20 protein-coding genes, 1 tRNA gene and 1 pseudogene are annotated in these 20,703 nt (G+C 63.3%); 9 read left to right on the forward strand and 13 right to left on the reverse strand.

Translation table 11 applies throughout. From position 1 onward, the window contains the following. Window positions 1–126: 126 nt before the first annotated feature. Entirely contained in the window at window positions 127–564 is a 438-nt protein-coding gene (locus ACFY9W_RS17970) for a hypothetical protein (protein ID WP_264362424.1), read from the reverse strand. Between the two features lie 110 nt (window positions 565–674). Between ACFY9W_RS17970 and ACFY9W_RS17975 the strand changes: the two genes are divergently transcribed. Continuing rightward, window positions 675–1,115: a universal stress protein gene (locus ACFY9W_RS17975; RefSeq protein ID WP_172225638.1), complete on the forward strand. Its 441-nt coding sequence runs from the start codon at window positions 675–677 to the stop codon at window positions 1,113–1,115. A 125-nt stretch (window positions 1,116–1,240) separates the two neighbouring features. On the opposite strand, the gene ACFY9W_RS17980 is transcribed toward ACFY9W_RS17975, so the two are convergent. Then, complete coding sequence (locus ACFY9W_RS17980) at window positions 1,241–3,169, reverse strand: ATP-binding cassette domain-containing protein (protein WP_391132582.1); 1,929 nt, start codon at window positions 3,167–3,169, stop codon at window positions 1,241–1,243. A 221-nt stretch (window positions 3,170–3,390) separates the two neighbouring features. Between ACFY9W_RS17980 and ACFY9W_RS17985 the strand changes: the two genes are divergently transcribed. Further along, the gene (locus ACFY9W_RS17985) at window positions 3,391–5,316 is read left to right on the forward strand and encodes a transglycosylase SLT domain-containing protein (RefSeq protein WP_391132584.1); all 1,926 of its coding nucleotides are present in this window, start codon (window positions 3,391–3,393) and stop codon (window positions 5,314–5,316) included. Between the two features lie 129 nt (window positions 5,317–5,445). On the opposite strand, the gene ACFY9W_RS17990 is transcribed toward ACFY9W_RS17985, so the two are convergent. Then, window positions 5,446–6,249 carry an MOSC N-terminal beta barrel domain-containing protein gene (locus ACFY9W_RS17990; protein WP_391132585.1) on the reverse strand — a complete coding sequence of 268 codons (804 nt, stop codon included), beginning with the start codon at window positions 6,247–6,249 and terminating at the stop codon, window positions 5,446–5,448. A gap of 55 nt (window positions 6,250–6,304) precedes the next feature. Next, the gene (locus tag ACFY9W_RS17995) at window positions 6,305–7,240 is read right to left on the reverse strand and encodes a chemotaxis protein CheW (RefSeq protein WP_391132587.1); all 936 of its coding nucleotides are present in this window, start codon (window positions 7,238–7,240) and stop codon (window positions 6,305–6,307) included. A gap of 351 nt (window positions 7,241–7,591) precedes the next feature. On the opposite strand from ACFY9W_RS17995, the gene ACFY9W_RS18000 reads away from it, so the two are divergent. From ACFY9W_RS18000 to ACFY9W_RS18010, 3 genes are all read left to right on the forward strand, one after another. Beyond that, entirely contained in the window at window positions 7,592–8,122 is a 531-nt protein-coding gene (locus tag ACFY9W_RS18000) for a histidine kinase (RefSeq protein WP_391132589.1), read from the forward strand. A 344-nt stretch (window positions 8,123–8,466) separates the two neighbouring features. Beyond that, on the forward strand, window positions 8,467–9,363 hold the full coding sequence (locus tag ACFY9W_RS18005) for a histidine kinase (protein WP_391132591.1): 897 nt from the start codon (window positions 8,467–8,469) through the stop codon (window positions 9,361–9,363). Then, window positions 9,353–10,012: a response regulator gene (locus ACFY9W_RS18010; protein WP_391132593.1), complete on the forward strand. Its 660-nt coding sequence runs from the start codon at window positions 9,353–9,355 to the stop codon at window positions 10,010–10,012. Before ACFY9W_RS18005 ends, ACFY9W_RS18010 begins: the two co-directional genes overlap by 11 nt. Here ACFY9W_RS18010 and yegS read toward each other — a convergent pair. Beyond that, window positions 9,996–10,883, reverse strand: a complete 888-nt coding sequence (gene yegS, locus ACFY9W_RS18015; protein ID WP_391132595.1) for a lipid kinase YegS — start codon at window positions 10,881–10,883, stop codon at window positions 9,996–9,998. The genes ACFY9W_RS18010 and yegS overlap by 17 nt on opposite strands. A gap of 310 nt (window positions 10,884–11,193) precedes the next feature. Between yegS and ACFY9W_RS18020 the strand changes: the two genes are divergently transcribed. After that, the gene (locus ACFY9W_RS18020; protein ID WP_391132597.1) at window positions 11,194–12,441 is read left to right on the forward strand and encodes a glycosyltransferase; all 1,248 of its coding nucleotides are present in this window, start codon (window positions 11,194–11,196) and stop codon (window positions 12,439–12,441) included. Here ACFY9W_RS18020 and glp read toward each other — a convergent pair. Then, the gene (glp, locus tag ACFY9W_RS18025; RefSeq protein WP_391132599.1) at window positions 12,430–13,656 is read right to left on the reverse strand and encodes a gephyrin-like molybdotransferase Glp; all 1,227 of its coding nucleotides are present in this window, start codon (window positions 13,654–13,656) and stop codon (window positions 12,430–12,432) included. The two genes, ACFY9W_RS18020 and glp, sit on opposite strands and share 12 nt — an antisense overlap. Then, window positions 13,640–14,179, reverse strand: a complete 540-nt coding sequence (moaB, locus tag ACFY9W_RS18030) for a molybdenum cofactor biosynthesis protein B (protein WP_391132601.1) — start codon at window positions 14,177–14,179, stop codon at window positions 13,640–13,642. Before moaB ends, glp begins: the two co-directional genes overlap by 17 nt. Window positions 14,180–14,364: 185 nt before the next feature. Here moaB and ACFY9W_RS18035 point away from each other — a divergent pair, with 185 nt between their 5' ends. Together ACFY9W_RS18035 and ACFY9W_RS18040 are read left to right on the forward strand one after the other, a co-directional pair. Further along, complete coding sequence (locus ACFY9W_RS18035) at window positions 14,365–14,586, forward strand: YgdI/YgdR family lipoprotein (protein WP_391132603.1); 222 nt, start codon at window positions 14,365–14,367, stop codon at window positions 14,584–14,586. An 80-nt stretch (window positions 14,587–14,666) separates the two neighbouring features. After that, window positions 14,667–14,743: transfer RNA gene (locus tag ACFY9W_RS18040), tRNA-Pro, on the forward strand. 67 nt (window positions 14,744–14,810) lie between these two features. On the opposite strand, the gene ACFY9W_RS18045 is transcribed toward ACFY9W_RS18040, so the two are convergent. The 3 genes and pseudogenes from ACFY9W_RS18045 to ACFY9W_RS18055 form a co-directional block, all read right to left on the reverse strand. Further along, complete coding sequence (locus ACFY9W_RS18045) at window positions 14,811–15,578, reverse strand: methyl-accepting chemotaxis protein (protein ID WP_391132624.1); 768 nt, start codon at window positions 15,576–15,578, stop codon at window positions 14,811–14,813. Between the two features lie 165 nt (window positions 15,579–15,743). Then, window positions 15,744–16,487 (reverse strand): annotated as a pseudogene (locus ACFY9W_RS18050) (methyl-accepting chemotaxis protein); the annotation flags it as partial. Between the two features lie 130 nt (window positions 16,488–16,617). Then, the gene (locus ACFY9W_RS18055) at window positions 16,618–18,381 is read right to left on the reverse strand and encodes an ABC transporter transmembrane domain-containing protein (protein WP_391132605.1); all 1,764 of its coding nucleotides are present in this window, start codon (window positions 18,379–18,381) and stop codon (window positions 16,618–16,620) included. 209 nt (window positions 18,382–18,590) lie between these two features. Here ACFY9W_RS18055 and ACFY9W_RS18060 point away from each other — a divergent pair, with 209 nt between their 5' ends. Then, the gene (locus ACFY9W_RS18060) at window positions 18,591–18,764 is read left to right on the forward strand and encodes a PA1571 family protein (RefSeq protein WP_391132607.1); all 174 of its coding nucleotides are present in this window, start codon (window positions 18,591–18,593) and stop codon (window positions 18,762–18,764) included. 215 nt (window positions 18,765–18,979) lie between these two features. Here the strand turns inward: ACFY9W_RS18060 and pdxB are convergent, their stop codons facing one another. The 3 genes from pdxB to ACFY9W_RS18075 form a co-directional block, all read right to left on the reverse strand. Beyond that, complete coding sequence (gene pdxB / locus ACFY9W_RS18065) at window positions 18,980–20,122, reverse strand: 4-phosphoerythronate dehydrogenase PdxB (RefSeq protein ID WP_391132609.1); 1,143 nt, start codon at window positions 20,120–20,122, stop codon at window positions 18,980–18,982. 60 nt (window positions 20,123–20,182) lie between these two features. Then, complete coding sequence (gene tusA / locus ACFY9W_RS18070) at window positions 20,183–20,425, reverse strand: sulfurtransferase TusA (protein ID WP_391132611.1); 243 nt, start codon at window positions 20,423–20,425, stop codon at window positions 20,183–20,185. An 85-nt stretch (window positions 20,426–20,510) separates the two neighbouring features. Then, on the reverse strand, window positions 20,511–20,636 hold the full coding sequence (locus ACFY9W_RS18075; protein WP_391132613.1) for a hypothetical protein: 126 nt from the start codon (window positions 20,634–20,636) through the stop codon (window positions 20,511–20,513). Window positions 20,637–20,703: the final 67 nt, after the last annotated feature.

Below are 20,703 nucleotides of genomic sequence, written 5' to 3' on the forward strand. Positions count from 1 at the left end.
CCACTCGATCCCTGTGGGAGCGGGCGTGCCCGCGAAGAATCCAGCGCGGTGCATGGCACCGGCTGCGCCGGTGTTCGCGGGCTTGCCCGCTCCCACAGGGATTGGCGTCAGCTCAAGAATCAGCTGTCAGGCCAGGGTTTCGAGGACGTAGGCAACATCCTGCAACACTGCCGTATCGCCCCGCTCAGTCCAGTACAACGCAATCATCCGCGCATCGGCCTCGACCTTGTAGACGCTCGCCGGCAAGCGTGCCAGAGCTTCCATGAAGCGCGGGTCTTCGCAGGGCTCACGCCATTGGTTCCACCACACCCCAGGGCTTATCTGCCAGAAGCTGAAGCTGTCCTCATGGCCACGACGCCGCGCCCGATGGTACTGCGGGCAAGGGCTTGGCGGCTCCTTCTCCAGCCAATGCGGCCACTGCTGCGGCGCCAGCTGCATGGCCAGCCCCATGCGCCGCGCCTCCAGGCGCAACTTCATCTGCTCGCTCTGCTTGCGCGAGGAACGCAGCCAGGAAAGCGGGCTGAGAATCAGCGCAAGGATTGACACCACCAGCAATACCGTCATATCAGTAGATCCCATAAAGCGTTGCAAATGAGCTGGTTAGCCATTTTTCACGGAAGACCCGCCCGAAAGCGACCATACTTCTTCTATCGCGATTGTCAGGAGTACCGCTCATGCAATACGAACATTTGTTGGTCGCCGTCGACCTGACCGAAGAATGCGACCCGGTGATCAAGCGCGCCATGGCGCTGGCCAAACCTTCGAATGCCAAGGTTTCGCTGGTGCACATCGTCGAGCCGATGGCCATGGCATTCGGCGGTGACGTACCGATGGACCTGTCGCAGCTGCAACAGCAACAGTTCGATCAGGCCAAGGAGCGCATGGACCGCCTGTTCAACAAGTACCCGGACATCCAGCGCGGTGACTCGCACCTGACTTACGGCCAGCCACGCCAGGAGATCCACCAGCTGGCCAAGGACCAGAAGTGCGACCTGATCGTGGTCGGCAGCCATGGCCGCCATGGCCTGGCATTGCTGCTGGGCTCCACGGCCAACGACGTACTGCATGGGGCGCCGTGTGATGTATTGGCAGTGCGGTTGCTGAAGAAGGAATGATTTAACCTGTTCCGGCCTCTTCGCGGGCAAGCCCGCTCCCACAGGGACCGCACCGCTATCAAATGCAGTGCAACACCTGTGGGAGCGGGCTTGCCCGCGAAGAGGCCGGAGCAGGCTAACGCAAATCAGCCTTCCAGCTCAGCCCAGCGCTCTACCAGGGCATCCAGCTCACCCTGCAGCTTCTCGATCTTCGCCAGCACTGCCGAGGTTTCTGCAATCGGCCGCTGATAGAAGCCCGCCGCACTCACTTCTTCCTGAGCCTCAGCCATACGCTGTTCAACTTCGTCGATCTGCCCTGGCAGCATCTCCAACTCACGCTGCAGCTTGTAGCTGAGCTTCTTCTTCGGCGCTTCATCCACCGCCGGCGCAGCAACGGGCACTGGCTTGGCCTCGACCTTCTCCACCACCGCGCTGTTGAGCGCCGATTTGCCGCTCTTGCTTTCGGTAACACCCAGCAGCTTCGGCGAGCCGCCCTGGCGGATCCAGTCCTCGTAGCCACCCACGTATTCACGCACCTTGCCCTCGCCTTCGAACACCAGGGTGCTGGTGACGACGTTGTCGAGGAAGGCCCGGTCGTGGCTGACGATCAGCACGGTGCCCTTGTAGTTGGACAGCACTTCCTCAAGCAGCTCGAGGGTTTCCACGTCCAGGTCGTTGGTCGGTTCGTCGAGTACCAGCAGGTTGGCCGGCTTGCTGAACAGCTTGGCCAGCAGCAGGCGTGCACGCTCACCACCGGACAGCGCCTTGACCGGCGTACGCGCACGCTGAGGGCTGAACAGGAAGTCGCCCAGGTAGCTCAGCACGTGGCGGTTCTGGCCATCGATCTCGATAAAGTCACGGCCTTCGGCCAGGTTGTCGATCACGGTCTTTTCAAGGTCAAGCTGGTGGCGCATCTGGTCGAAGTAGGCCACTTCCAGCTTGGTGCCGCGCTCGACCTTGCCTGCGGTCGGCTCAAGGTCACCGAGCATCATCTTGAGCAAGGTGGTCTTGCCGGTACCATTGGCGCCCAGCAGGCCGATACGGTCCTCGCGCTGCAGCACCATGGAGAAATCCTTGACCAGCATCGGCCCGTCAGGGTGATGGAAGCTCACGTTCTCCAGCACCATGACCTGCTTGCCGGACTTTTCCGCCGCTTCGATCTGGATATTGGCCTTGCCCTGGCGCTCACGGCGCTCACCACGCTCCACACGCAGGGCCTTCAGTGCACGCACGCGGCCTTCGTTACGGGTACGGCGGGCCTTGATGCCCTGGCGGATCCACACTTCCTCCTGGGCCAGGCGCTTGTCGAACAGCGCGTTGGCAGTTTCCTCGGCGGCCAGTGCGGCCTCCTTGTGCACCAGGAAGCTGGCGTAGTCGCCATTCCAGTCGATCAGGCCGCCACGGTCCAGTTCCAGGATACGGGTGGCCAGGTTCTGCAGGAAGGAACGGTCGTGGGTAATGAACAGCACCGCGCCGTTGAAGCCGCGCAGGGCTTCTTCCAGCCAGGCGATGGCACCGATATCCAGGTGGTTGGTCGGTTCGTCGAGCAGCAACAGGTCTGGCTCGGATACCAGCGCCTGGGCCAGCAACACCCGGCGACGCCAGCCACCAGACAGTTCAGCCAGGGTCTTGTCGGCCGGCAGCTGCAGGCGGCTGAGGGTGCTTTCCACCACCTGCTGCAGGCGCCAGCCATCACGCGCCTCCAGCTCGTGCTGAACGTGCATGAGCTTTTCCAGGTCTTCGTCACCCTGGATGTTCATGCTCAGGTGATGGAACTGCGCCAGCAATTCGCCTACGCCGTCCAGGCCAGCGGCCACCACATCGAACACCGTGCGCTCGTCGGCCACCGGCAGTTCCTGCGGCAGCTCGCCGATCTTCAGGCCCGGGGCACGCCAGACTTCACCGTCGTCGCCCTTCTGCTCGCCCTTGACCAGGCGCAGCATGCTCGACTTGCCGGTGCCGTTGCGGCCGATGATGCACACCCGCTCACCACGAGCGATCTGCCAGGACACTTTGTCCAGCAGCGGCATGGCGCCGAATGCGAGGGACACATCGCTGAATTTGAGCAGGGTCATGTTGGTCTCCATAAATCGGGCGCGCATTCTACCTGACTTGGCCCTCGACGGCATCCGCCTGGCCACCCGACGAGGGCTTTGCGACATCTGGTCGAACTTAATATCCCGATACAAGCACAGTGCTTTCACCCGCCGCCGGCAAACAGCTAAGCTAAGGCAATTGTTTCCAACAGTGCTGGCTCCGCCGTCACTACCCCATGGTTCAACTGCCCGGACGTATCATGCGCAGCCGCCTGTTACACATTGCATCCTGCCTGCTGCTCACCGCTGCCACCTGCGCGGCGCAGGCCACCGACCTCACCCAGCAGCGCCAGTATTACGACGAAGCCAAGCGCGCACTGGCCAAGGGCGACAAAGGCCCCTACCTGCGCTATGCGCAGGCCCTCAGCGACTACCCGTTGACCCCGTACCTGGCTTATGACGAACTCACTGCCCGCCTGAAAACCGCCAGCAACCAGGAAATCGAAGGTTTCCTCGCCAAGCATGGCGACCTGCCCCAGGCCAACTGGATGAAACTGCGCTGGTTGCGTTGGCTGGCAGAACGCGGCGAATGGAACACCTTCGTCAAGTACTACGACCCCAAGCTCAACTTCACCGAACTGGACTGCCTCAACGGCCAGTATCAGCTCAGCCACGGCCTGCGCGCCGAAGGCTACGCCACGGCCGACAAACTGTGGAACGTCGGCAAGTCGCAACCTGCCGCCTGCGACACGCTGTTCGGCATGTGGGCAGCTGAAGGCCAGCTGACCGAGGCCAAGCGCTGGGAGCGCACCAAGCTGGCGGCCCAGGCGCGCAACTATGCGTTGGCCAACAACCTGGTCAAGACCCTGACCACCCTCGGCCCGCAGGGGCGCCTGCTGGTCGACGTGGCCCAAAAACCTGAGTTGCTCAACCAGCCGTCGCGCTTCACCCCGGCCAACGAAGCCATGTCCGATGTTGTCAGCCTCGGCCTGCGCCGCCTGGCCCGGCAAAACCCCGAACAGGCCATGGCACTGCTCGACGATTACGCCCAGCGCATGCACTTTTCCCGCGACGAGAAGGTCGCTATCGCCCGCGAAATCGGCCTGACCCTGGCGCGCCGCTACGACCCCCGCGCACTCGACCTGATGACCCGCTACGACCCTGAATTGCGCGACAACACCGTCAGCGAATGGCGCCTGCGCCTGCTGTTGCGCCTGGGCCGCTGGGAAGACGCCTACGAGCTGACCAAGCGCCTGCCCCAGGACCTGGCCAGCAGCAGCCGCTGGAAGTACTGGCAGGCGCGCAGCCTGGAGCTGGCACAGCCGAACAACCCGCAGATCCCGCTGCTATACAAGACCGTGGCACGTGAGCGCGATTTCTATGGCTTCCTCGCCGCCGACCGGGCGCAAACGCCTTACCAGCTGAACAACAAGCCGCTGCTGCTGAGCCCACAACTGGTCAACAAGGTACGCAACACGCCAGGTATCCGCCGGGCCCTGGAGTTCCACGCCCGCGGCCAGATCGTCGAAGGCCGTCGCGAGTGGTACCACGTGAGCCGCCACTTCACCCGTGACGAAATGGTTGCCCAGGCACGCCTGGGCTACGACCTGCGCTGGTATTTCCCGGCCATCCGCACCATCAGCCAGGCGCAATACTGGGACGACCTGGACATCCGCTTCCCGATGGCCCATCGCGACACCCTGGTGCGCGAAGCCAAGGTTCGCGGCCTGCATTCGAGCTGGGTATTCGCCATCACCCGCCAGGAAAGTGCATTCATGGAAGATGCGCGCTCACCGGTTGGCGCCAGCGGCCTGATGCAGCTGATGCCGGCCACCGCCAAGGAAACTGCGCGCAAGTTCAGCATCCCGCTGGCATCACCCGCGCAGGTGCTGAACCCGGACAAGAACATCCAGTTGGGCGCAGCCTACCTGAGCCAGGTGCACAGCCAGTTCAACGGCAACCGGGTGTTGGCTTCGGCGGCCTACAATGCCGGCCCCGGGCGCGTGCGCCAGTGGCTCAAAGGCGCCAAGCACCTGAGCTTCGATGTGTGGGTGGAATCCATCCCGTTCGACGAAACCCGCCAGTACGTGCAGAACGTGCTGTCGTATTCGGTGATCTATGGGCAGAAGCTGAATTCGCCCCAGCCACTGGTGGATTGGCATGAGCGGTACTTCGACGACATGTAAAATTTGCTGAGGCTGTGCCGGCCCTATCGCCGGCAAGCCAGCTCCCACAGGTTCAACACAGGCTCGAAGACTTGTGCAGGACTTGTGGGAGCTGGCTTGCCGGCGATAGGGCCGGCACAGGTAACCTGTTTACTCTAGAACTTCCACCCGCATCCCCACCTTCAACTGCCCACTGCCATCCACCGCCAGGTTCTGCCCGAACAGCACATCCCCCTCCTTCTCGCGAAAGGTCTTCAGCGTGGCCATTGGCTCGCGGTCACTACTGCGCTCTCCGGTTGCCGGATCGATCGTGGTGAAGATGCACCGCACACTGGGCTTGAGCACACGAAATTCCAGGTTGCCGATGCGAACCCGCTTCCAGCCATCTTCGGCGAAGGGCTCAGCCCCCTGCACCACCAGATTGGGCCGAAAGCGCAGCATCTCCATGGGCCGACCAATACGCCGGTTGAGCTCGTCAAGCGAGCCCTGCCCAATCAGCAACAACGGAAAGCCATCCGGAAACGCCGCACGGTCACTGTTGAAGCCATAACCATTGGGCAGGTAGCGCGCGCGCTGCTCCGGGCAATGCACCAAGCGCACGGCCTTGCCCAGCAACTCGCTCAGCCAGGCCGCAGCAGCATCGCCGGCATCCGGTACACGCAGCGTGTCGCGCCAGATGGTCACACCCCGCAGGGCGTCATCGGCAGGCGGTACCGCCACTTGTAACGGTGCCATTCCGGGCGCCTGCAACAGCAGCTGGCCACTGTCGTCATCGCTCGCCTGAAGCTGGCCAAGTTGCGGCCAGGCCCGCTGGGTCAGGAAGCGTCCATTTTCTTCCTCGACCACCATCCAGCGCCGGTCGCCCTGCAACCCCAACAACCCTACCCTTGAAGCCTGCAGGCGTTGCGCCTGCCCAGACTTCACCGGGTACCGATACAACTCACTGACAAACATCCCTGCCGCCTCGCGTCATGCCAAAAGCCAAGCTTATACCTGGCTGGCCTGGCGATCACGCAGTGGTGGTATCCAGCAGCAGGCGTTGTTTGACCACATCGACCAGGCGATCAGGCTGGAACTTGGACAGGAAGTTGTCGCAGCCCACCTTCTTCACCATGGATTCGTTGAAACTGCCCGACAGTGAGGTGTGCAGGACGACGTAGAGCTGCCGCAAACGTGCGTCGCTGCGAATCTCGGTGGTCAGGCGATAACCGTCCATTTCCGGCATTTCGGCATCGGTAAACACCATCAGCAGCTTCTCGCACACGTCCTCGCCGGCATCGGCCCAGCCTTTGAGCATGCGTAGCGCCTTCAGGCCGTCACTGGCCACGTGCAGCTTCACCCCCAGCTGGGACAAGGTGTCGCGCAATTGCGCCAGGGCCACGCTGGAGTCGTCTACCAGCAGCACTTCGCGGCCGCGGGCCCGGGCCAGTACCGGGTCGGCGAGCTTTTCGCCGGAGACCCGGGCGTTGTACGGCACGATTTCGGCCAGCACCTTTTCCACATCGATCACCTCTACCAGCTTTTCATCGACCTTGGTGATGGCGGTCAGGTAGTGCTGGCGGCCAGCACTGGTAGGCGGCGGCATGATCGACTCCCAGTTCATGTTGACGATGCGGTCGACACCGCCCACCAGGAAGGCCTGCACCGATCGGTTGTATTCAGTGACGATGATGGTGCTGTCCGGCCCCGGCTGCAGCGGGCGCATGCCGATCGCCTGGGACAGGTCGATCACCGGCAAGGTCTGGCCACGCAGGTTGACCACCCCGCAGACGAAGGCGTGGCGCTGGGGCATCAGGGTCAGCTTTGGCAGTTGCAGCACTTCCTGCACCTTGAACACGTTGATCGCGAACAGCTGACGGCCGGCCAGGCGAAACATCAGGATTTCGAGGCGATTCTCGCCCACCAGTTGCGTGCGTTGGTCTACGGTGTCGAGAATGCCAGCCATTGGAAAGCCCCCAGGCTTGAGTCTGAAAAAGAGAAATCATCCACCCTGTATCGGCGGTTTCACGCACACCTTGACCCTTGCGGCAAAATGCCGCAAAGGCAATTGATATCACTTTAACATCATGCTTGACTGCGGGCATCGCACGGTCAATCATCAGGGCTGAAAAAAGCCCTCACCTTAGCCCGACATCAGGGAAACCCTTACTCGCAATCGGGTGCAACCTGATATTCGCGATATCCTTTAGCCATTAATGTGACGCCATTCTCAATGCATGAATGGAGTCAGGCTTTTGCTAGTTATCGTTTCGGCGTGCCCGCCCTCTGCACCTGCGCCACGCGCGGGGAGCTGATGATGGACACTGCCTTATCGTTCGATGACGCCTTGCAGGGTTACCTGGTGGATGCCCAGGTATTGCTGACCCAGGCCCAGGAATGCCTGCAACATCTGGAACTGATCGACAATGACCCGGACGCGTGCTGCTGCCTGGACAAAGCCCTTGGCAGCCTGGCCAGGCAGGCTACGCGCCTGGGCCTGCGTGAAGTTGCCCATTACACCACTGCCCTACAACAGCTGCTGGCACCGGCCTGCCATGGCGGCTACCTGCAACGCGAAGCACTGCCAGTAGTAGGGGAATGCCTTACTTTGCTGGCCTGGCAACTGGAATTGGTCGACACCCGTACCGGGCGGCTGAACCTGGACATCGGTGAGCAACTGGTGCTGCTGAGTAGCCTGGCCAAGGCCCTAAGGCAACCCCTTGCACCCGCCTGCGCCGCCTGCAACGAGCAAGGTAACGAGTGCGTCCACCTGCACGAAGAAGTCGCAGCTGGTGCATTCCACGCGCACTCAAGCACACCGTATCATCCTGATGCAAAGTGCAACTAAGCACGTTCATTCAAGCCCCGCCACTGTCGAACTTGGGAAGTTCTCCAAGTTTTCGGGGGGCGCTGTTGAATCATTGCCGCGTTAGTTGTGAGGCAAGTGCATGACCCGGGATTAAAAGGTGGCATTTTGCTACCCGAAACCGCCGAACTGTCAGGCGTTTCAAAGCGTTTCGCGCCGCGACCGAAACACTGCAAAGTGGTAGTATGCGCGTCCATAAACGCTTGCTACCTGAAGAGCGGTTGAAAGATAACGCGCTCGAATAAACAGCGAAAGTACTGCGCCAAAGCCTCTGAACAGCATTGTGCAAGGCCTCCATCAGCAATACTTCAGTGGCTTCCCTACCTATGTTCCCACGCTTGAAGACTTCTGTGCGTTGTTGCTCCCGTGTTGCCTTGCTGCGTTGGGCGACTGTCGGGCTGGGCGTGGCCTCGTTGGTCGCCAACCTGATGTTGTACCTGGCCAACCAGTCAATCCCGGCCGGCCTGCTGGTGCTGCAGTTGGTCGCTACGCTGGGTACCGCCGCCTACCTTGGCCTGGGTGCCAGGTCGATCAGCCTGCGCCCGGCAGAACTGGCCGAGCGCATGCTCAAGGTGCAGGAAGACGAGCGCCAACACCTGAGCCGGGAACTGCACGACGACATCGGGCAGCTGCTCACCGCCGCCAAGCTGCAACTGCAATGGCTGCAACGGCGTATGCCCGATGATCTTCAGGGCCACTGCAACGCTCTGCGCAGCACGCTGGATGACACCCTGGGGAATGTGCGCGACGTGTCCGCCCTGCTCAACCCGCGGCAGTTGGCGAGCCTTGGCCTGGAAGCCAGCCTTCGCGAGCACCTGGTGCGTACCCTGGCCAGCAGCGGTGTGCACTGGAGCCTGGCGTGCAACCAACGCCTGGGGGGTATCGACGAGGCCGTGGCCATGGCGGTGTTTCGCATTACCCAAGAGGCCGTGACCAACATGCTGCGTCACGCCCAGGCAAAAAACCTGGTCATCCGCTTGCAGCGCACCGCCGAGGGGCTGGCGTTGTCGATTCACGACGACGGCCAAGGCTTCGTTCCCACCCGGCACCCGGCTGAGGCTGGCCAGCGCGGCCTGAGCGGCATGCAGGAGCGGGTAACCGCGCTGCAGGGCTGCCTCGACATCACCAGCCAGCCTGGCCAGGGCACGCGCATCGAAGCGGTGTTCCCGTGGCCTGCGCGTACCCAGCAACGTGCCAGGAGCATTACCGACCATGACCTGTAGACTGCTGCTGGTAGACGACCACTCGCTGATCCGCGCGGGTGTGCGCGCACTGGTCTGCGACATTCCCGGCTATGACGTGATCGGTGAGGCCGACGACGGCGGCCAGTTGCTTGAACAGGTGCGCGCACTGGCGCCGGACATCATCTTGCTGGACATTTCCATGCGTTCGACCAGCGGCCTGGACGCCCTCACCCTGCTGCGCGCCAGCGGCAGCAACTGCAAGGTGCTGATCCTGTCGATGCACACCGACCCGGACCTGATCATGCGGGCCCTGGAAAGTGGCGCCCACGGCTACCTGCTCAAGGACACCAGCGCCACCGAACTGGAACAGGCCCTGGCCGCAGTGCGCAATGGGGAGCGCTACCTCAGCCCGGCCATCGCCCACACTGTCATCAACCAGGCACTACGGCACACCAGGCAGGGCAAGCACACCGCAGGCGAGCGGCATAACCTCACTGCGCGGCAACTGGAAATCCTGCGCCTGATCGTGCGCGGCAAGTCCACACGGGAAATCGCCAATGGCCTGGGCCTGTCGATCAAGACCGTGGAAACCCACCGCTCGCAAATCATGAAGCGCCTGCAGATTCATGATGTGGCCGGCCTGGTGCTGTTCGCCGTACGCGAAAAAATCATCAGCCTGGACGACTGAGCAACGGCGACCCGGCCGGCAGGTGCAAGCGCAACGCGGCGGGCCTGGCCTGGAAACGCAAGTTGTCGGCCTGCAAAGGCTCGCCATCGAGGTTGATATCCAGGCCTTGCGAACTCTTGATCTCGACCCAGGGCAACCTGGCGCGGACGAACAGGCCATCACCGGCCAGCAGGTCACGCAGGGCCCCGACCACCTCCTGTGGCGCGGGCAGGATGGCGATGTCAAGCAAGCCATCGTTCACCACAGCCTCGGGGCATAGTACCTGCCCACCCCCGGCCTGGCGGCCATTGCCGATACCCAGCGCCAGCAAACTCCCCTGCCACTGGAAGTCAGGCCCTTGCAGCTCTACCGAAGCGGCCTGCAGTTCGCTGAAGCGCGACAGCCCGGTGAACAGGTAGGCCGCGGCACCCAGTACTTTCTTCAAGTCTTCGGAGGTGTTGGCAGTGACCTGGCTGCCGAACCCACCCGTGGCCATGTTGAGGAACAACTGGTCGCCGGCCTGGCCCAGGTCTATGGGTTGCGCCGGGGTATTGAGCAGCTGCAGTGCTGCGGCAGGCTCCAGGGGTACGCCGGCAGCCTTGGCGAAATCGTTGGCCGTGCCCAGCGGCAACAAGGCCAGGCTGGCCTGGCCACCGGCCTGGCCCATGGCTTCGGCCACATCGCGCAACGTGCCGTCCCCGCCGCCCGCGACAATGTGCGTGTAGCCGGCAGCCAACGCTTCACCAACCAGTCGCTGGGCGTCGCCACCTTCCCAGGTCACTCGCACATCCAGCGGCCAGCCGCTCTCGCGCAGTTCGTACACGGCACTGCGCAGTTCTTCGTTCATTGCCTGCTTGCCGTGCAGGATCAGCATTGCCTTGCGCCCTTGCATCGCGCTTCTCCGTGAAGTTGACCAACCCAGATCTCGACCACGCCGCTGCCAGGATCGTTGCATGCCTGCAAAAAAATTGCGAAGCCCGCAGGGTCTTTTCCCCACAGCCGACAATGCGAGGCTATGCTCAGAAAATGAACTTTTGACAAGTTTTTGACCCAGGCAAGCATTTTCCCCAGGAAGGTCAGCCTTTTGACTTCAGTTGCCGGGCCGAATTCAACCCTGCCATGGACGCGCCCCGACAGCGGCTACACGTTGCTGCCAACGGGCGCGTCTTGCTATCTGCAGCCTTTACTGAGGGTTCCGGGTCATGCGTATTCTCTGGACACTGCCCTACCTGCCCTGGCCGACCACCAGCGGTAGCAAGACCCGGCAATACCACCTGATACGTGCACTGGCACAGCAGGGCCACCGCATCACCTTGCTGGTGCAGTCGAAAGTCCCCCTCTGCGATACGGCCCGGGAAGCCCTGGAGCCGCTACTCGAACGGCTGATCGTGATACCCCGCCGGCCACTGCACAGCCCGCTGAACCTGCTTGCTTCGCCGATCATCGACTACCCCATGCGGGCAATCATCAACGGCCTGTCCGCTTGCCTGCGGCACCGCTTCGAGCAATTGTTGGACGAGCCCTGGGATGTGATCCAGATCGAGCATAGCTACAGTTTCCAGCCCTTCGAAAAAGCCCTGCAGGCCCATGGGCTGCCGTACATGCTCAGCGAGCATACCCTTGAGTCGGTGATGGGCGGCGCCTGCCACGACCGCCTGCCCCTGTGGCTGCGCCCACTCAACGCCTTTGACCGCTGGCGCTACCGTCGCTGGGAAAACCGGGTGCTACGCCAGCCCACCGAACTAGTAGCGGTCAGCGCCCACGATGCCGAGCTGATCGCACAGATCAGCGGGCGCCCGGTGAACGTGGTGGTCAATGGTGTGGATTGTGATTTCTACCAGCACGTGCAACCGGCGCTGCACAGCCAGCGTCTGCTGTTTGTCGGCAACTTCGAGTATGGCGCCAACCTGGAGGCCATCGAGTGGGCCCTGGAAGACATCATGCCGCAGGTATGGATGAGCAACCCGGCGGTACGCCTGGCCATAGCAGGGCATGCCCTGCCGGCCAGCTGGAAACTGCACTGGAACGACCCGCGCATCGAATGGTTCGGCTACCGCCCCGACCTGCGTGAGCTGCAGAAGCGTTCGGCACTGTTCTTCGCACCGTTGCGCTATGCCGGCGGCTCCAAGGTCAAAATACTGGAGGCCATGGCCGCAGGCCTGCCGGTCATTACCACCGGCAAAGGGGTATCGGGCCTGGCGGCCAACAACGGAGAGCATTACCTGGGCAGCGATGACGGCGACCAGCTGGCCCTGCTGATCACCCAACTGCTCAACCAGCCGTGGCGCATGAGCCAGTTGAGCGATGCCGGGCGGCAGTTCGCCCGCCAACGCCACGACTGGAGCGTGGCGGCCCAGCAACTGGAGAACGTGCACATGCGCCTGGCCCAGGCAGCGCCAGCCGAGGCTGCGCCGCTGGGCAGTGCCTGGCTGGGCCGCTCAGCCAAGTAGCTCGCTGAAAGGAATGAACGGCACGCTGTCGCCCTGCTTCAGCGTGCGCCCCTCACGCACCTCCACCAAACCTTGCGCCCAGGCTGCGCTACGCAGCACGCCGGAGCTCTGGTTCTTGTAAATGCGCACCTGGCCCTGCTCGATACGTGCACGCAGGTATTCACGCCGCGTGCCCGCCTTGGGCCAGTCGAAGCCCGCCTGCATGTCGAACTGCAGCGGCGTGACATCGGCCACGCCCTGGCGACGCAACAGGTAGGGCCGGGTCAGCAGGCCGAAGGTGACCAAGGTCGAGGCCGGGTTGCCTGGCAGGCCGATCACCGGCACGCCCTGGAAGTGGCCGAAGGTGAGTGGCTTGCCCGGCTTGATCGCCAGTTTCCACAACGCCAGCTCGCCGGCTTCGCGCAGGGCAGCACCGAGGTAGTCGGCCTCTCCCACCGAGACGCCACCGGTAGACAGGATCAGGTCAACATCGCCCAACGAGGCCAGGCAAGCACGGGTACGGGCCAGGTCATCGGGCAGGATGCCTGCATCAACCACGTCGCAGCCCAGCCGTTGCAACCAGCTGACCAGCAGCCGACGATTGCTGTTGTAGATTTGCCCGGGGCCCAGCGGCAGGCCGGGCTCGACCAGTTCATCACCCGTGGAAAGCACCGCCACCCGCACCTTGCGTACCACGTCCAGGCGCCCGTGGCCCAGGGTCGCAGCCAGGCCCAGCTCTATCGGCCCCAGCCGGGTGCCGGCGCTCATCACCTGCTCGCCCTTGCGGGTTTCCTGCCCTTGGGGGCGAATGTTCTGCTGGGTTTGCAGCGCTTCAAGAAAGCGTACCCGCCCATCGTCGAGCACTTCGGTGTTCTCTTGCATCTCGACGCAGTCGGCACCTTCCGGCACGGGTGCACCGGTAAAGATCCGCGCGCAGGTGCCCGGCTCCAGCGGCTGTGGGGCATGGCCGGCAAAAATACGCTGGCTGACCGGCAGTGGCTGGCCCTGCCAGTCGGCCAGGCGCAAGGCATAACCGTCCATGGCACTGTTCGGCCAGGGCGGCAGGTCGAGCGAGGCCACCAGGTCGGTGGCCAGCACACGCCCCTCGGCCTCGGCCAACGGCAGGTTCTCGGTATCGCGCACAGGCGCCGCCTCGGCCAGCGCCAGCAGTTGCTCCAGCGCCTGCTCCACCGGCATCAGTGGCCGGGCCTGGCTGGCCTCACCCACGGCTGTCACAGGCCGTTGCCTGCTTCAGGTGCGCCACGAAGTTGCACGGCCGATGGCGGGCATCCAGCTGCTCGGCAAGGATGCCATCCCAGCCCGTGCGCACCGCGTTGGTCGAGCCCGGCAGGCAGCAGACGAGGGTGCCGTTGGCCAGCCCGGCCAAGGCACGCGACTGCACGGTGGAGGTACCAATGTCGGCCACGGAAATCTGCCGGAACAGCTCACCAAAGCCGTCGACCTGCTTGTCCAGCAGGCAGGCAACGGCCTCGGGCGTGCTGTCGCGGCCCGTAAAGCCGGTACCGCCGGTAATCAGCACTACCTGCACATTGTCATCGGCAATCCAGGTAGCGACCTGCGCGCGGATCTTGTACAGGTCATCCTTCAGCAGTACACGCTCGGCCAGCCGATGGCCGGCCGCACTCAGGCGGTCGACGAACATCTGCCCAGAGGTATCTGTGTCGAAGGTTCGGGTGTCGCTGACCGTGAGCACGGCGATATTCAGCGGCACGAAGGGGGTATCAGCCTTGGCTTTCATGGGGGTCCGTCACTGGGAGAGGGAATGGCGCAGTTATATCACAGCGCATGCCCTGCGCAGCTGGCAGCATGGACCATGCCCTTGATCAATACCCTGGCCTTGAGGCTATGCTGCACTGTAGAAGGAACTTGCGTGGACGCCTTGCGTCATAAAGTCATCTAGCACCATCGCACTGGAGAAACACGATGATTCAACGGACCCTACCCGCCTTCCTGCTTGCCCTGGGCCTGGGCGCCCTCGCCGGCTGTGCATCGCCCACTGTCATCACGCTGAACGATGGTCGCGAGATCCAGGCCACCGACACACCGACGTACGATGAAGACTCCGGTTTCTACGAATTCGAGCAACTGGATGGCAAGCGCACGCGCCTGAACAAAGACCAGATCCGCACCGTGAAAGAGCTTTGAAATAGGCCCCGTTCAGGCAAAGGCCCTTTAAACAACAAGGGCTTGTACGCAAAAACGGGATGCAGTAGGATTTTGTTCATCGGAGTGTAGCGCAGCCAGGTAGCGCGTCTCGTTCGGGACGAGAAGGCCGCAGGTTCGAATCCTGTCTCTCCGACCAGATCCTCATCAGGAAGCCCGCCTTGCGCGGGCTTTTTGTTGTGCCTGGTTCTTGTATCTCAGAACCGTCAGGCGCTCAGGCGGGAGGTGACTTCGCCCAGCTGCCCCGACAAGCCATGCAGGCGCTGCCCGGCCTGCTCGGTATGCTGCACGGCCTCCTGGTTGGCGGTGGCAATGCGGGTGATTTCGATCAGGTTGCGCGAGATGTCCTCGGCCACGCTGGTCTGCTCTTCGGCCGCGGTGGCGATCTGCCGGTTCATGTCGCGGATCGCTTCCACCGCCAGGGTGATGCGCTGCAGCATCTGCCCAGCCTGCTGCACCTGTTCGGCACCTTCTTCACTGCGTTGCTGGCCGCTCTCGATGGCCTTGACCGCCTCAACCGCGCCCGACTGCACGGCTTCGATGATCTGGTGGATCTCGGCAATCGACGCTGCAGTGCGCTGGGCCAGGCTGCGTACCTCATCAGCCACTACCGCAAAGCCACGCCCGGCCTCTCCGGCGCGGGCTGCCTCAATGGCGGCATTGAGCGCCAGCAGGTTGGTCTGTTCGGCGATACCGCGGATCACTTCCAGCACCTTGCCGATGCGCGTGCTGTCATGTTCCAGGTCGCGAATGACCGCTGCCGTGCCGGCAATTTCGCGGTTGACCACGCCGATGATATCGATGGTCTGCTGCATCACCTGTTCACCTGCCTGGGCACTGTGGTCGGCGTCGTCAGCTGCACGCGCAGCCTCGGCGGCGTGGCGGGCGACTTCCTGGGCGGTGGCGGACATCTCGTGCATGGCCGTGGCCACCTGGTCGGTACGCTGGAACTGGTCGTGGGTACCGCGGGCCATGTCGCCGGCGATGTTGCGCAACTGACCGCTGGCACCTTCCAGCTCCTGGGCGTTGTCCTGCAGCCGGCCAACGGTGTCGGCAAGGAAGTCACGCAGGGTGTTGGCCGCCCGCGCCAGGCGCCCCAGTTCGTCCTCACGGCGGCTGTCCACCCGGGCGGCAAAACGGCCTTGGCTAAGCTGCGCGACATACTCGATCAATTGGCGGATCGGCTCGATCAGGCTGCGGTTGACCAGCCACAGGCTAAGCAGCCCCACCAGCACCGCCGACGCCAGCATCACCAGCAGGCCCAACCATACCGTGCGTTCGGCGCTGGCGTTGATACTGGCCGCGCGCTGGCGGGCATCGGCACGCAGTTGCTCGACCAGTTCACTCATCTGCTCGCTGGCGGCACGGTCCACGCCCTTCACCGCCAGGTCACCGGCTACCGGGTCGCCACCTGCCGCAAGGAAGGCCTGGCGACCCTGTGCATAGGCCTGGCCCAACTGCCGGTGGCTGTCACGCAGTTGTTGCAACGGCACCTTCAGCCTTGCGTCGCTGCTGTCGATCAGCTGCCCGAGCAGCGCTTGCACCTGCTGTTCGCGGGCCTGGAACTGCTGCCAGTACTTGTCCATGTCTGCCGGCTGGCGCCCACGCAGCAGCACGTTCTTCCATTCCTGCACCTGGATCTTGAACTGCAGGTTGGCTTCGTCGATCAATTGCGAGGCCCGCAGCGGCCCGTCTACCAGCTCGGCGTAGCCGCGCACGCTGGACGACAGGAACTGGAAACACACCAGGGCGATCAGCAACATCGCCGCCAGGCTGCCGCCGAGCAGCGAGAGAATTTGCACTCTGAGGGATTTACGCAACATCGTGGATCTCGAAACCGGAAGGAAAGGAATGGCGCGCATCCGCAACACCAGGTAAGACATTCCATGTCCTTGTTGGCAGGCCAAAAAAAAGCTGCCATCAAGCAATGGCAGCCAGGTCGAGCACTTACGCAACAGTTGAGGCAGATACTCTCAGGCAATTACTACAAAAATGTTACAAAGCCACGACACGTTATCCGGTAGTGAACTGCAAGGCGGCCAGCCGCGCGTACAACGGGCTTTCTTCGATCAGTTGGCGATGGGTGCCCACCGCCACCACTCGGCCCTTGTCGATGACCGCGATGCGCTCGGCATGCTGCACCGTGGCCAGGCGATGGGCGATCACCAGCGTGGTTCGCCCGGCCATCAGGCTGGGCAGCGCCTGCTGGATCAAGTGCTCGCTTTGCGCGTCAAGGGCGCTGGTGGCCTCGTCCAGCAACAGGATTGGCGCATCCACCAGCAACGCACGCGCAATCGCCAGGCGTTGGCGCTGGCCGCCGGAAAGGCCAATGCCGCCTTCTCCTAGCGGTGTCTGGTAGCCCTGCGGCAGCTGCCGGATAAACTCGTCGGCATGCGCACCTCGGGCAGCTGCTTCGACCTGCGCCGTCGTCGCCTCGGGCCGGCCATAACGAATGTTGGCCTCCACCGTGCCACGGAACAGAGCAGGGTTTTGAGCGACCAGGGCGAACTGGCGGCGCAGCAAGTCAGGGTCGAGTTCGGTAAGCGGCTGGCCATCAAGCAGGATGCGCCCTTGCTGAGGGTCGTAAAAGCGCAGCAACAAATCGAACAGGGTCGACTTGCCTGCCCCCGAGTGGCCAACCAGCGCCACGGTTTGCCCGGGCTCGATGGCCAGGCTCAGGCCGTCAATGGCCGCCACCGTGGGCCGTGACGGGTAGGCGAACACCACCTGCTGCAATTCGATACGCCCGCTGGCCCGCTGCTGCGGCAACACCTGCGCCACGGCCGGTGGCAGGATGGCACTGTGCGCCGCCAACAGCTCGGCAATCCGCTCGGCGGCGCCCGCTGCACGTTGCAACTCGCCGATGACCTCGCTAAGGGTACCGAAGGCACTGCCGACGATCAGGCTGTAGAACACGAAAGCCGCCAGCTCGCCTGCGGAAATCCGCCCGGCGATCACATCCATGCCGCCCACCCACAGCATCACCCCGACTGCCCCCAACACCAGCACGATCACCAGGGTAATCAGCCAGGCACGCTGGGCAATCCGCTTGCGGGCCACGGTAAATGCAGCCTCGACCGTGCCGGCAAACAGCTCGCGGTCGTGCGCCTGATGGTTATAGGCCTGCACCGTCTTGATCTGCCCCAAGGTTTCGGCCACGTAGCTGCCCACATCGGCCACCCGGTCCTGGCTCTGCCGTGACAGGCTGCGTACCCGGCGCCCGAACAGCAGGATGGGCGCCAGCACCAGCGGCAGGGCCACCACCACGATGCTGGTCAGCTTGGGGTTGGTGATGAACAGCAGCACCACGCCACCGATCACCATCAGCGCGTTGCGCAGGAACATCGACAGGGACGAGCCGATGACCGATTGCAGCAGCGTGGTGTCGGCGGTGAGCCGCGACTGGATCTCGGAGCTGCGGTTGTCCTCGAAAAAACCAGGGTGCAGGCCGATAAGGTGGTCGAATACGGCACGGCGGATATCCGCTACACAACGCTCGCCAATCCATGACACCAGGTAGAAACGGCTGAAAGTGCCCACCGCCAGGGCCAGCACCAGCAGCAGGAACAGCCCGATGGTCTGGTTGAGCTGATGTGCGGAGCGGGTCATGAAGCCTTGGTCCACCAGCAGGCGGATGCCTTGGCCCATGGACAGGGTGATGGCGGCGGTGACCACCAGCGCCAGCAAGGCCAGCAGCACTTGCCGGCGATAAGGGCGGATGAACTGCCAGGCCAGGCGCAAGGCGCGGCGTTGGCCTGGGGAAACCGATTCGGGCATGGCGACGACCACAATGGCAGGGAAGCCGCAGACTACCACTCATCCGGGCCCGGGGAACGCGTACAGGTTGCTATAGCCTATCGGTCTAACCAGACTATGGAGCTTTCACAGCGTTTCTGTTGGACTGTTTCCAGCGTGATACGCAAACAGTCACAGGCCAGTCACGGCTCAGGGCTAACCTGGGCCAGAACCTGATGAGGAGACACCGAATGAGCTTGCAGCATGGCAGCGACAACCAGAAGCCCAAGACCACCCCGCAACCGAAGGTGTGCGGCTCGATCATCGACGCCCAAGGGCGCGAAGTGCCAATCACCGAGCAAATGATCCAGCAGGCCTGCAAGGCCCTGGAAGAAAGCCGGGTCGAGCGCGTTCGCAAAGGTTGATCGGCGATTTTTTCCCCAACCCGGCCCTGGCGCCGGGTTTTTATTGCCCGCAAAGTTTGCTCGGCCACTTGTGGGAGCGGCCTTGCGTCGCGAAAGGGCCGCAACGCGGCCCCAGGTTCTCAGCTCCGCCGCAAAGATTGCCGGGGCCGCTTTGCGGCCCTTTCGCGACGCAAGGCCGCTCCCACAGGGTAACCTCAGATAACTGCACAACTTGGTTAGACCAACTCCGCCCCCAAGGCGCTGACCAGCTGCGCCAGCTGCGGTGACTCGCCACGCAGGCGCACTGCCAGCCCTTCGATCTCGCGCCGTGGCGGGTACTGCTTGCGCAACTGGTCGAACGCCGCCCGCTGCTGCTGCGGGTCGTCGCTCAGGCTGCGGCGGAAATCGGCGTCGTCGCGACGCGGGTCATACACGGCGCGGCACAGGGTCGCCAATGCCCATGCCGGGTCGGTGCTGGCGTCCAGCTCAATCTGCGCCAGCGACGGCCGGGGTAGCAAGTCGGCCAGCTGCACCTGCTCGTCCACGCCGAGGAAGCGGCACAGCGCTTGATAGATCTGCGCCGTGCCGCGCTGGCGACCGTCAAGGCTGTAACCGGCAATGTGCGGCGAGGCCAGCGTGCACAGGTCGGCCAGTTGCAGGTCGACCTGCGGCTCGCCCTCCCATACATCCAGCACCGCATGCACGTCTTCACGGTCCAGCAGCAGCTCACGCAGGGCAGCGTTGTCCACCACCGGGCCGCGGCTGGCGTTGACCAGCCAGGCGCCCGGGCGCAACCGAGCCAACTGCGCCGGGCCCAACAGGTGCCAGGTCGGGTGCTCGCCACCGCGCTGCAACGGGGTGTGCAGGCTGATCACATCGCATTGCTGCAAAATCGTCTCAAGGCTGACGTAGTCGCCACCTTCGGCGGCCTGGCGCAGCGGGTCGCACACCAGCACCTTCCAGCCCAGGCCATGCAGCACCCGCACCAGGCGGCCACCCACTTCGCCCGCACCTACCACGCCGTATACACGCTCGGGCAGTGCCACGCCATCCAGCTCGGCCAGGGTCAGCAGGCTGCCCAGCACATAGTCGACCACGCCGCGGGCGTTGCAGCCCGGCGCGCTGCTCCAGCGGATGCCGGCCTCGGCAAAGTAATCCAGATCGAGGTGATCGGTGCCGATGGTGCAGGTGCCGACAAAGCGTACACGGCTGCCTTCGAGCAACTGGCGGTCGACTTTGGTTACCGAACGCACCAGCAGGATATCGGCGTCCTTGACGCTGGCGGCATCGAGGCTTCGGCCCGGATAACGGCGGATTTCACCGAAACCCTGGAAGAAGGCATCGAGCAGCGGGATGTTCTCGTCGGCAACTATCAGCATGGCGCTCTCCTGTCTGGGGAACGCAGTGTAGGCGCAACGCGGGGCGTGTTCCAGAGCGCTTCAGTCGGCTTTTTTGCGAATCCAGTACAGGAAGGTGCCGGCGTCTTCTTGCTGTTGCAGCAGTTCGTGGCCTAGAAAGTTGCAGAACTTGGGGATGTCGCGGCGGGTCGACGGGTCGGTGGCGATGACTTTGAGCAGGCCACCAGCGGCCAGGTCACGCACGTGCTGGTGCAGCATCATTACCGGTTCCGGGCAGTTCAGGCCGGAGGCGTCGAGGATGGCGTCGGGGGTGAAATCGGTCATGGGGGGCTCCGCAAATGATCGTCATTGTCGCGCATAGCGCGACGTCGTCCAAGCACCGCCTGCGAACGACGCGTCTGCTGTTGATCTAGCTCTTGATCTTGATCTTGATCTTGATCTTGATCTTGATCTTGATCTTGATCTTGATCTTGATCTTGATCTTCGCGACTTCAGGAGGCCGAGCGGAGGGATTGCGGAGGGAGGTGACGGGCATGGATGCCCGTCAAGCGCTGAGGCCCCATGGATGGGGCCTGCAGCGCGTACTCCCGGGAGCAAGCCCG

Origin of the sequence: Pseudomonas sp. NPDC008258 (assembly GCF_042956345.1) — a bacterium.
Taxonomy (GTDB): Bacteria; Pseudomonadota; Gammaproteobacteria; order Pseudomonadales; family Pseudomonadaceae; genus Aquipseudomonas.

Excerpts from the sequence above, each read along its gene's own strand:
- ACFY9W_RS18000 (WP_391132589.1), top strand. The coding sequence starts at position 7,592 with ATGGACACTGCCTTATCGTTCGATGACGCCTTGCAGGGTTACCTGGTG.
- ACFY9W_RS17970 (WP_264362424.1), bottom strand. The coding sequence starts at position 564 with ATGACGGTATTGCTGGTGGTGTCAATCCTTGCGCTGATTCTCAGCCCG.
- tusA (WP_391132611.1), bottom strand. The coding sequence starts at position 20,425 with ATGACCGATTTCACCCCCGACGCCATCCTCGACGCCTCCGGCCTGAAC.
- ACFY9W_RS17975 (WP_172225638.1), top strand. The coding sequence starts at position 675 with ATGCAATACGAACATTTGTTGGTCGCCGTCGACCTGACCGAAGAATGC.
- yegS (WP_391132595.1), bottom strand. The coding sequence starts at position 10,883 with ATGCAAGGGCGCAAGGCAATGCTGATCCTGCACGGCAAGCAGGCAATG.
- ACFY9W_RS18035 (WP_391132603.1), top strand. The coding sequence starts at position 14,365 with ATGATTCAACGGACCCTACCCGCCTTCCTGCTTGCCCTGGGCCTGGGC.
- moaB (WP_391132601.1), bottom strand. The coding sequence starts at position 14,179 with ATGAAAGCCAAGGCTGATACCCCCTTCGTGCCGCTGAATATCGCCGTG.
- ACFY9W_RS18005 (WP_391132591.1), top strand. The coding sequence starts at position 8,467 with ATGTTCCCACGCTTGAAGACTTCTGTGCGTTGTTGCTCCCGTGTTGCC.
- ACFY9W_RS18010 (WP_391132593.1), top strand. The coding sequence starts at position 9,353 with ATGACCTGTAGACTGCTGCTGGTAGACGACCACTCGCTGATCCGCGCG.
- ACFY9W_RS18055 (WP_391132605.1), bottom strand. The coding sequence starts at position 18,381 with ATGCCCGAATCGGTTTCCCCAGGCCAACGCCGCGCCTTGCGCCTGGCC.
- ACFY9W_RS18060 (WP_391132607.1), top strand. The coding sequence starts at position 18,591 with ATGAGCTTGCAGCATGGCAGCGACAACCAGAAGCCCAAGACCACCCCG.
- ACFY9W_RS18075 (WP_391132613.1), bottom strand. The coding sequence starts at position 20,636 with ATGCCCGTCACCTCCCTCCGCAATCCCTCCGCTCGGCCTCCTGAAGTC.
- ACFY9W_RS18045 (WP_391132624.1), bottom strand. The coding sequence starts at position 15,578 with ATGGCCCGCGGTACCCACGACCAGTTCCAGCGTACCGACCAGGTGGCC.
- ACFY9W_RS17985 (WP_391132584.1), top strand. The coding sequence starts at position 3,391 with ATGCGCAGCCGCCTGTTACACATTGCATCCTGCCTGCTGCTCACCGCT.
- ACFY9W_RS17980 (WP_391132582.1), bottom strand. The coding sequence starts at position 3,169 with ATGACCCTGCTCAAATTCAGCGATGTGTCCCTCGCATTCGGCGCCATG.
- ACFY9W_RS17995 (WP_391132587.1), bottom strand. The coding sequence starts at position 7,240 with ATGGCTGGCATTCTCGACACCGTAGACCAACGCACGCAACTGGTGGGC.
- pdxB (WP_391132609.1), bottom strand. The coding sequence starts at position 20,122 with ATGCTGATAGTTGCCGACGAGAACATCCCGCTGCTCGATGCCTTCTTC.
- ACFY9W_RS17990 (WP_391132585.1), bottom strand. The coding sequence starts at position 6,249 with ATGTTTGTCAGTGAGTTGTATCGGTACCCGGTGAAGTCTGGGCAGGCG.
- ACFY9W_RS18020 (WP_391132597.1), top strand. The coding sequence starts at position 11,194 with ATGCGTATTCTCTGGACACTGCCCTACCTGCCCTGGCCGACCACCAGC.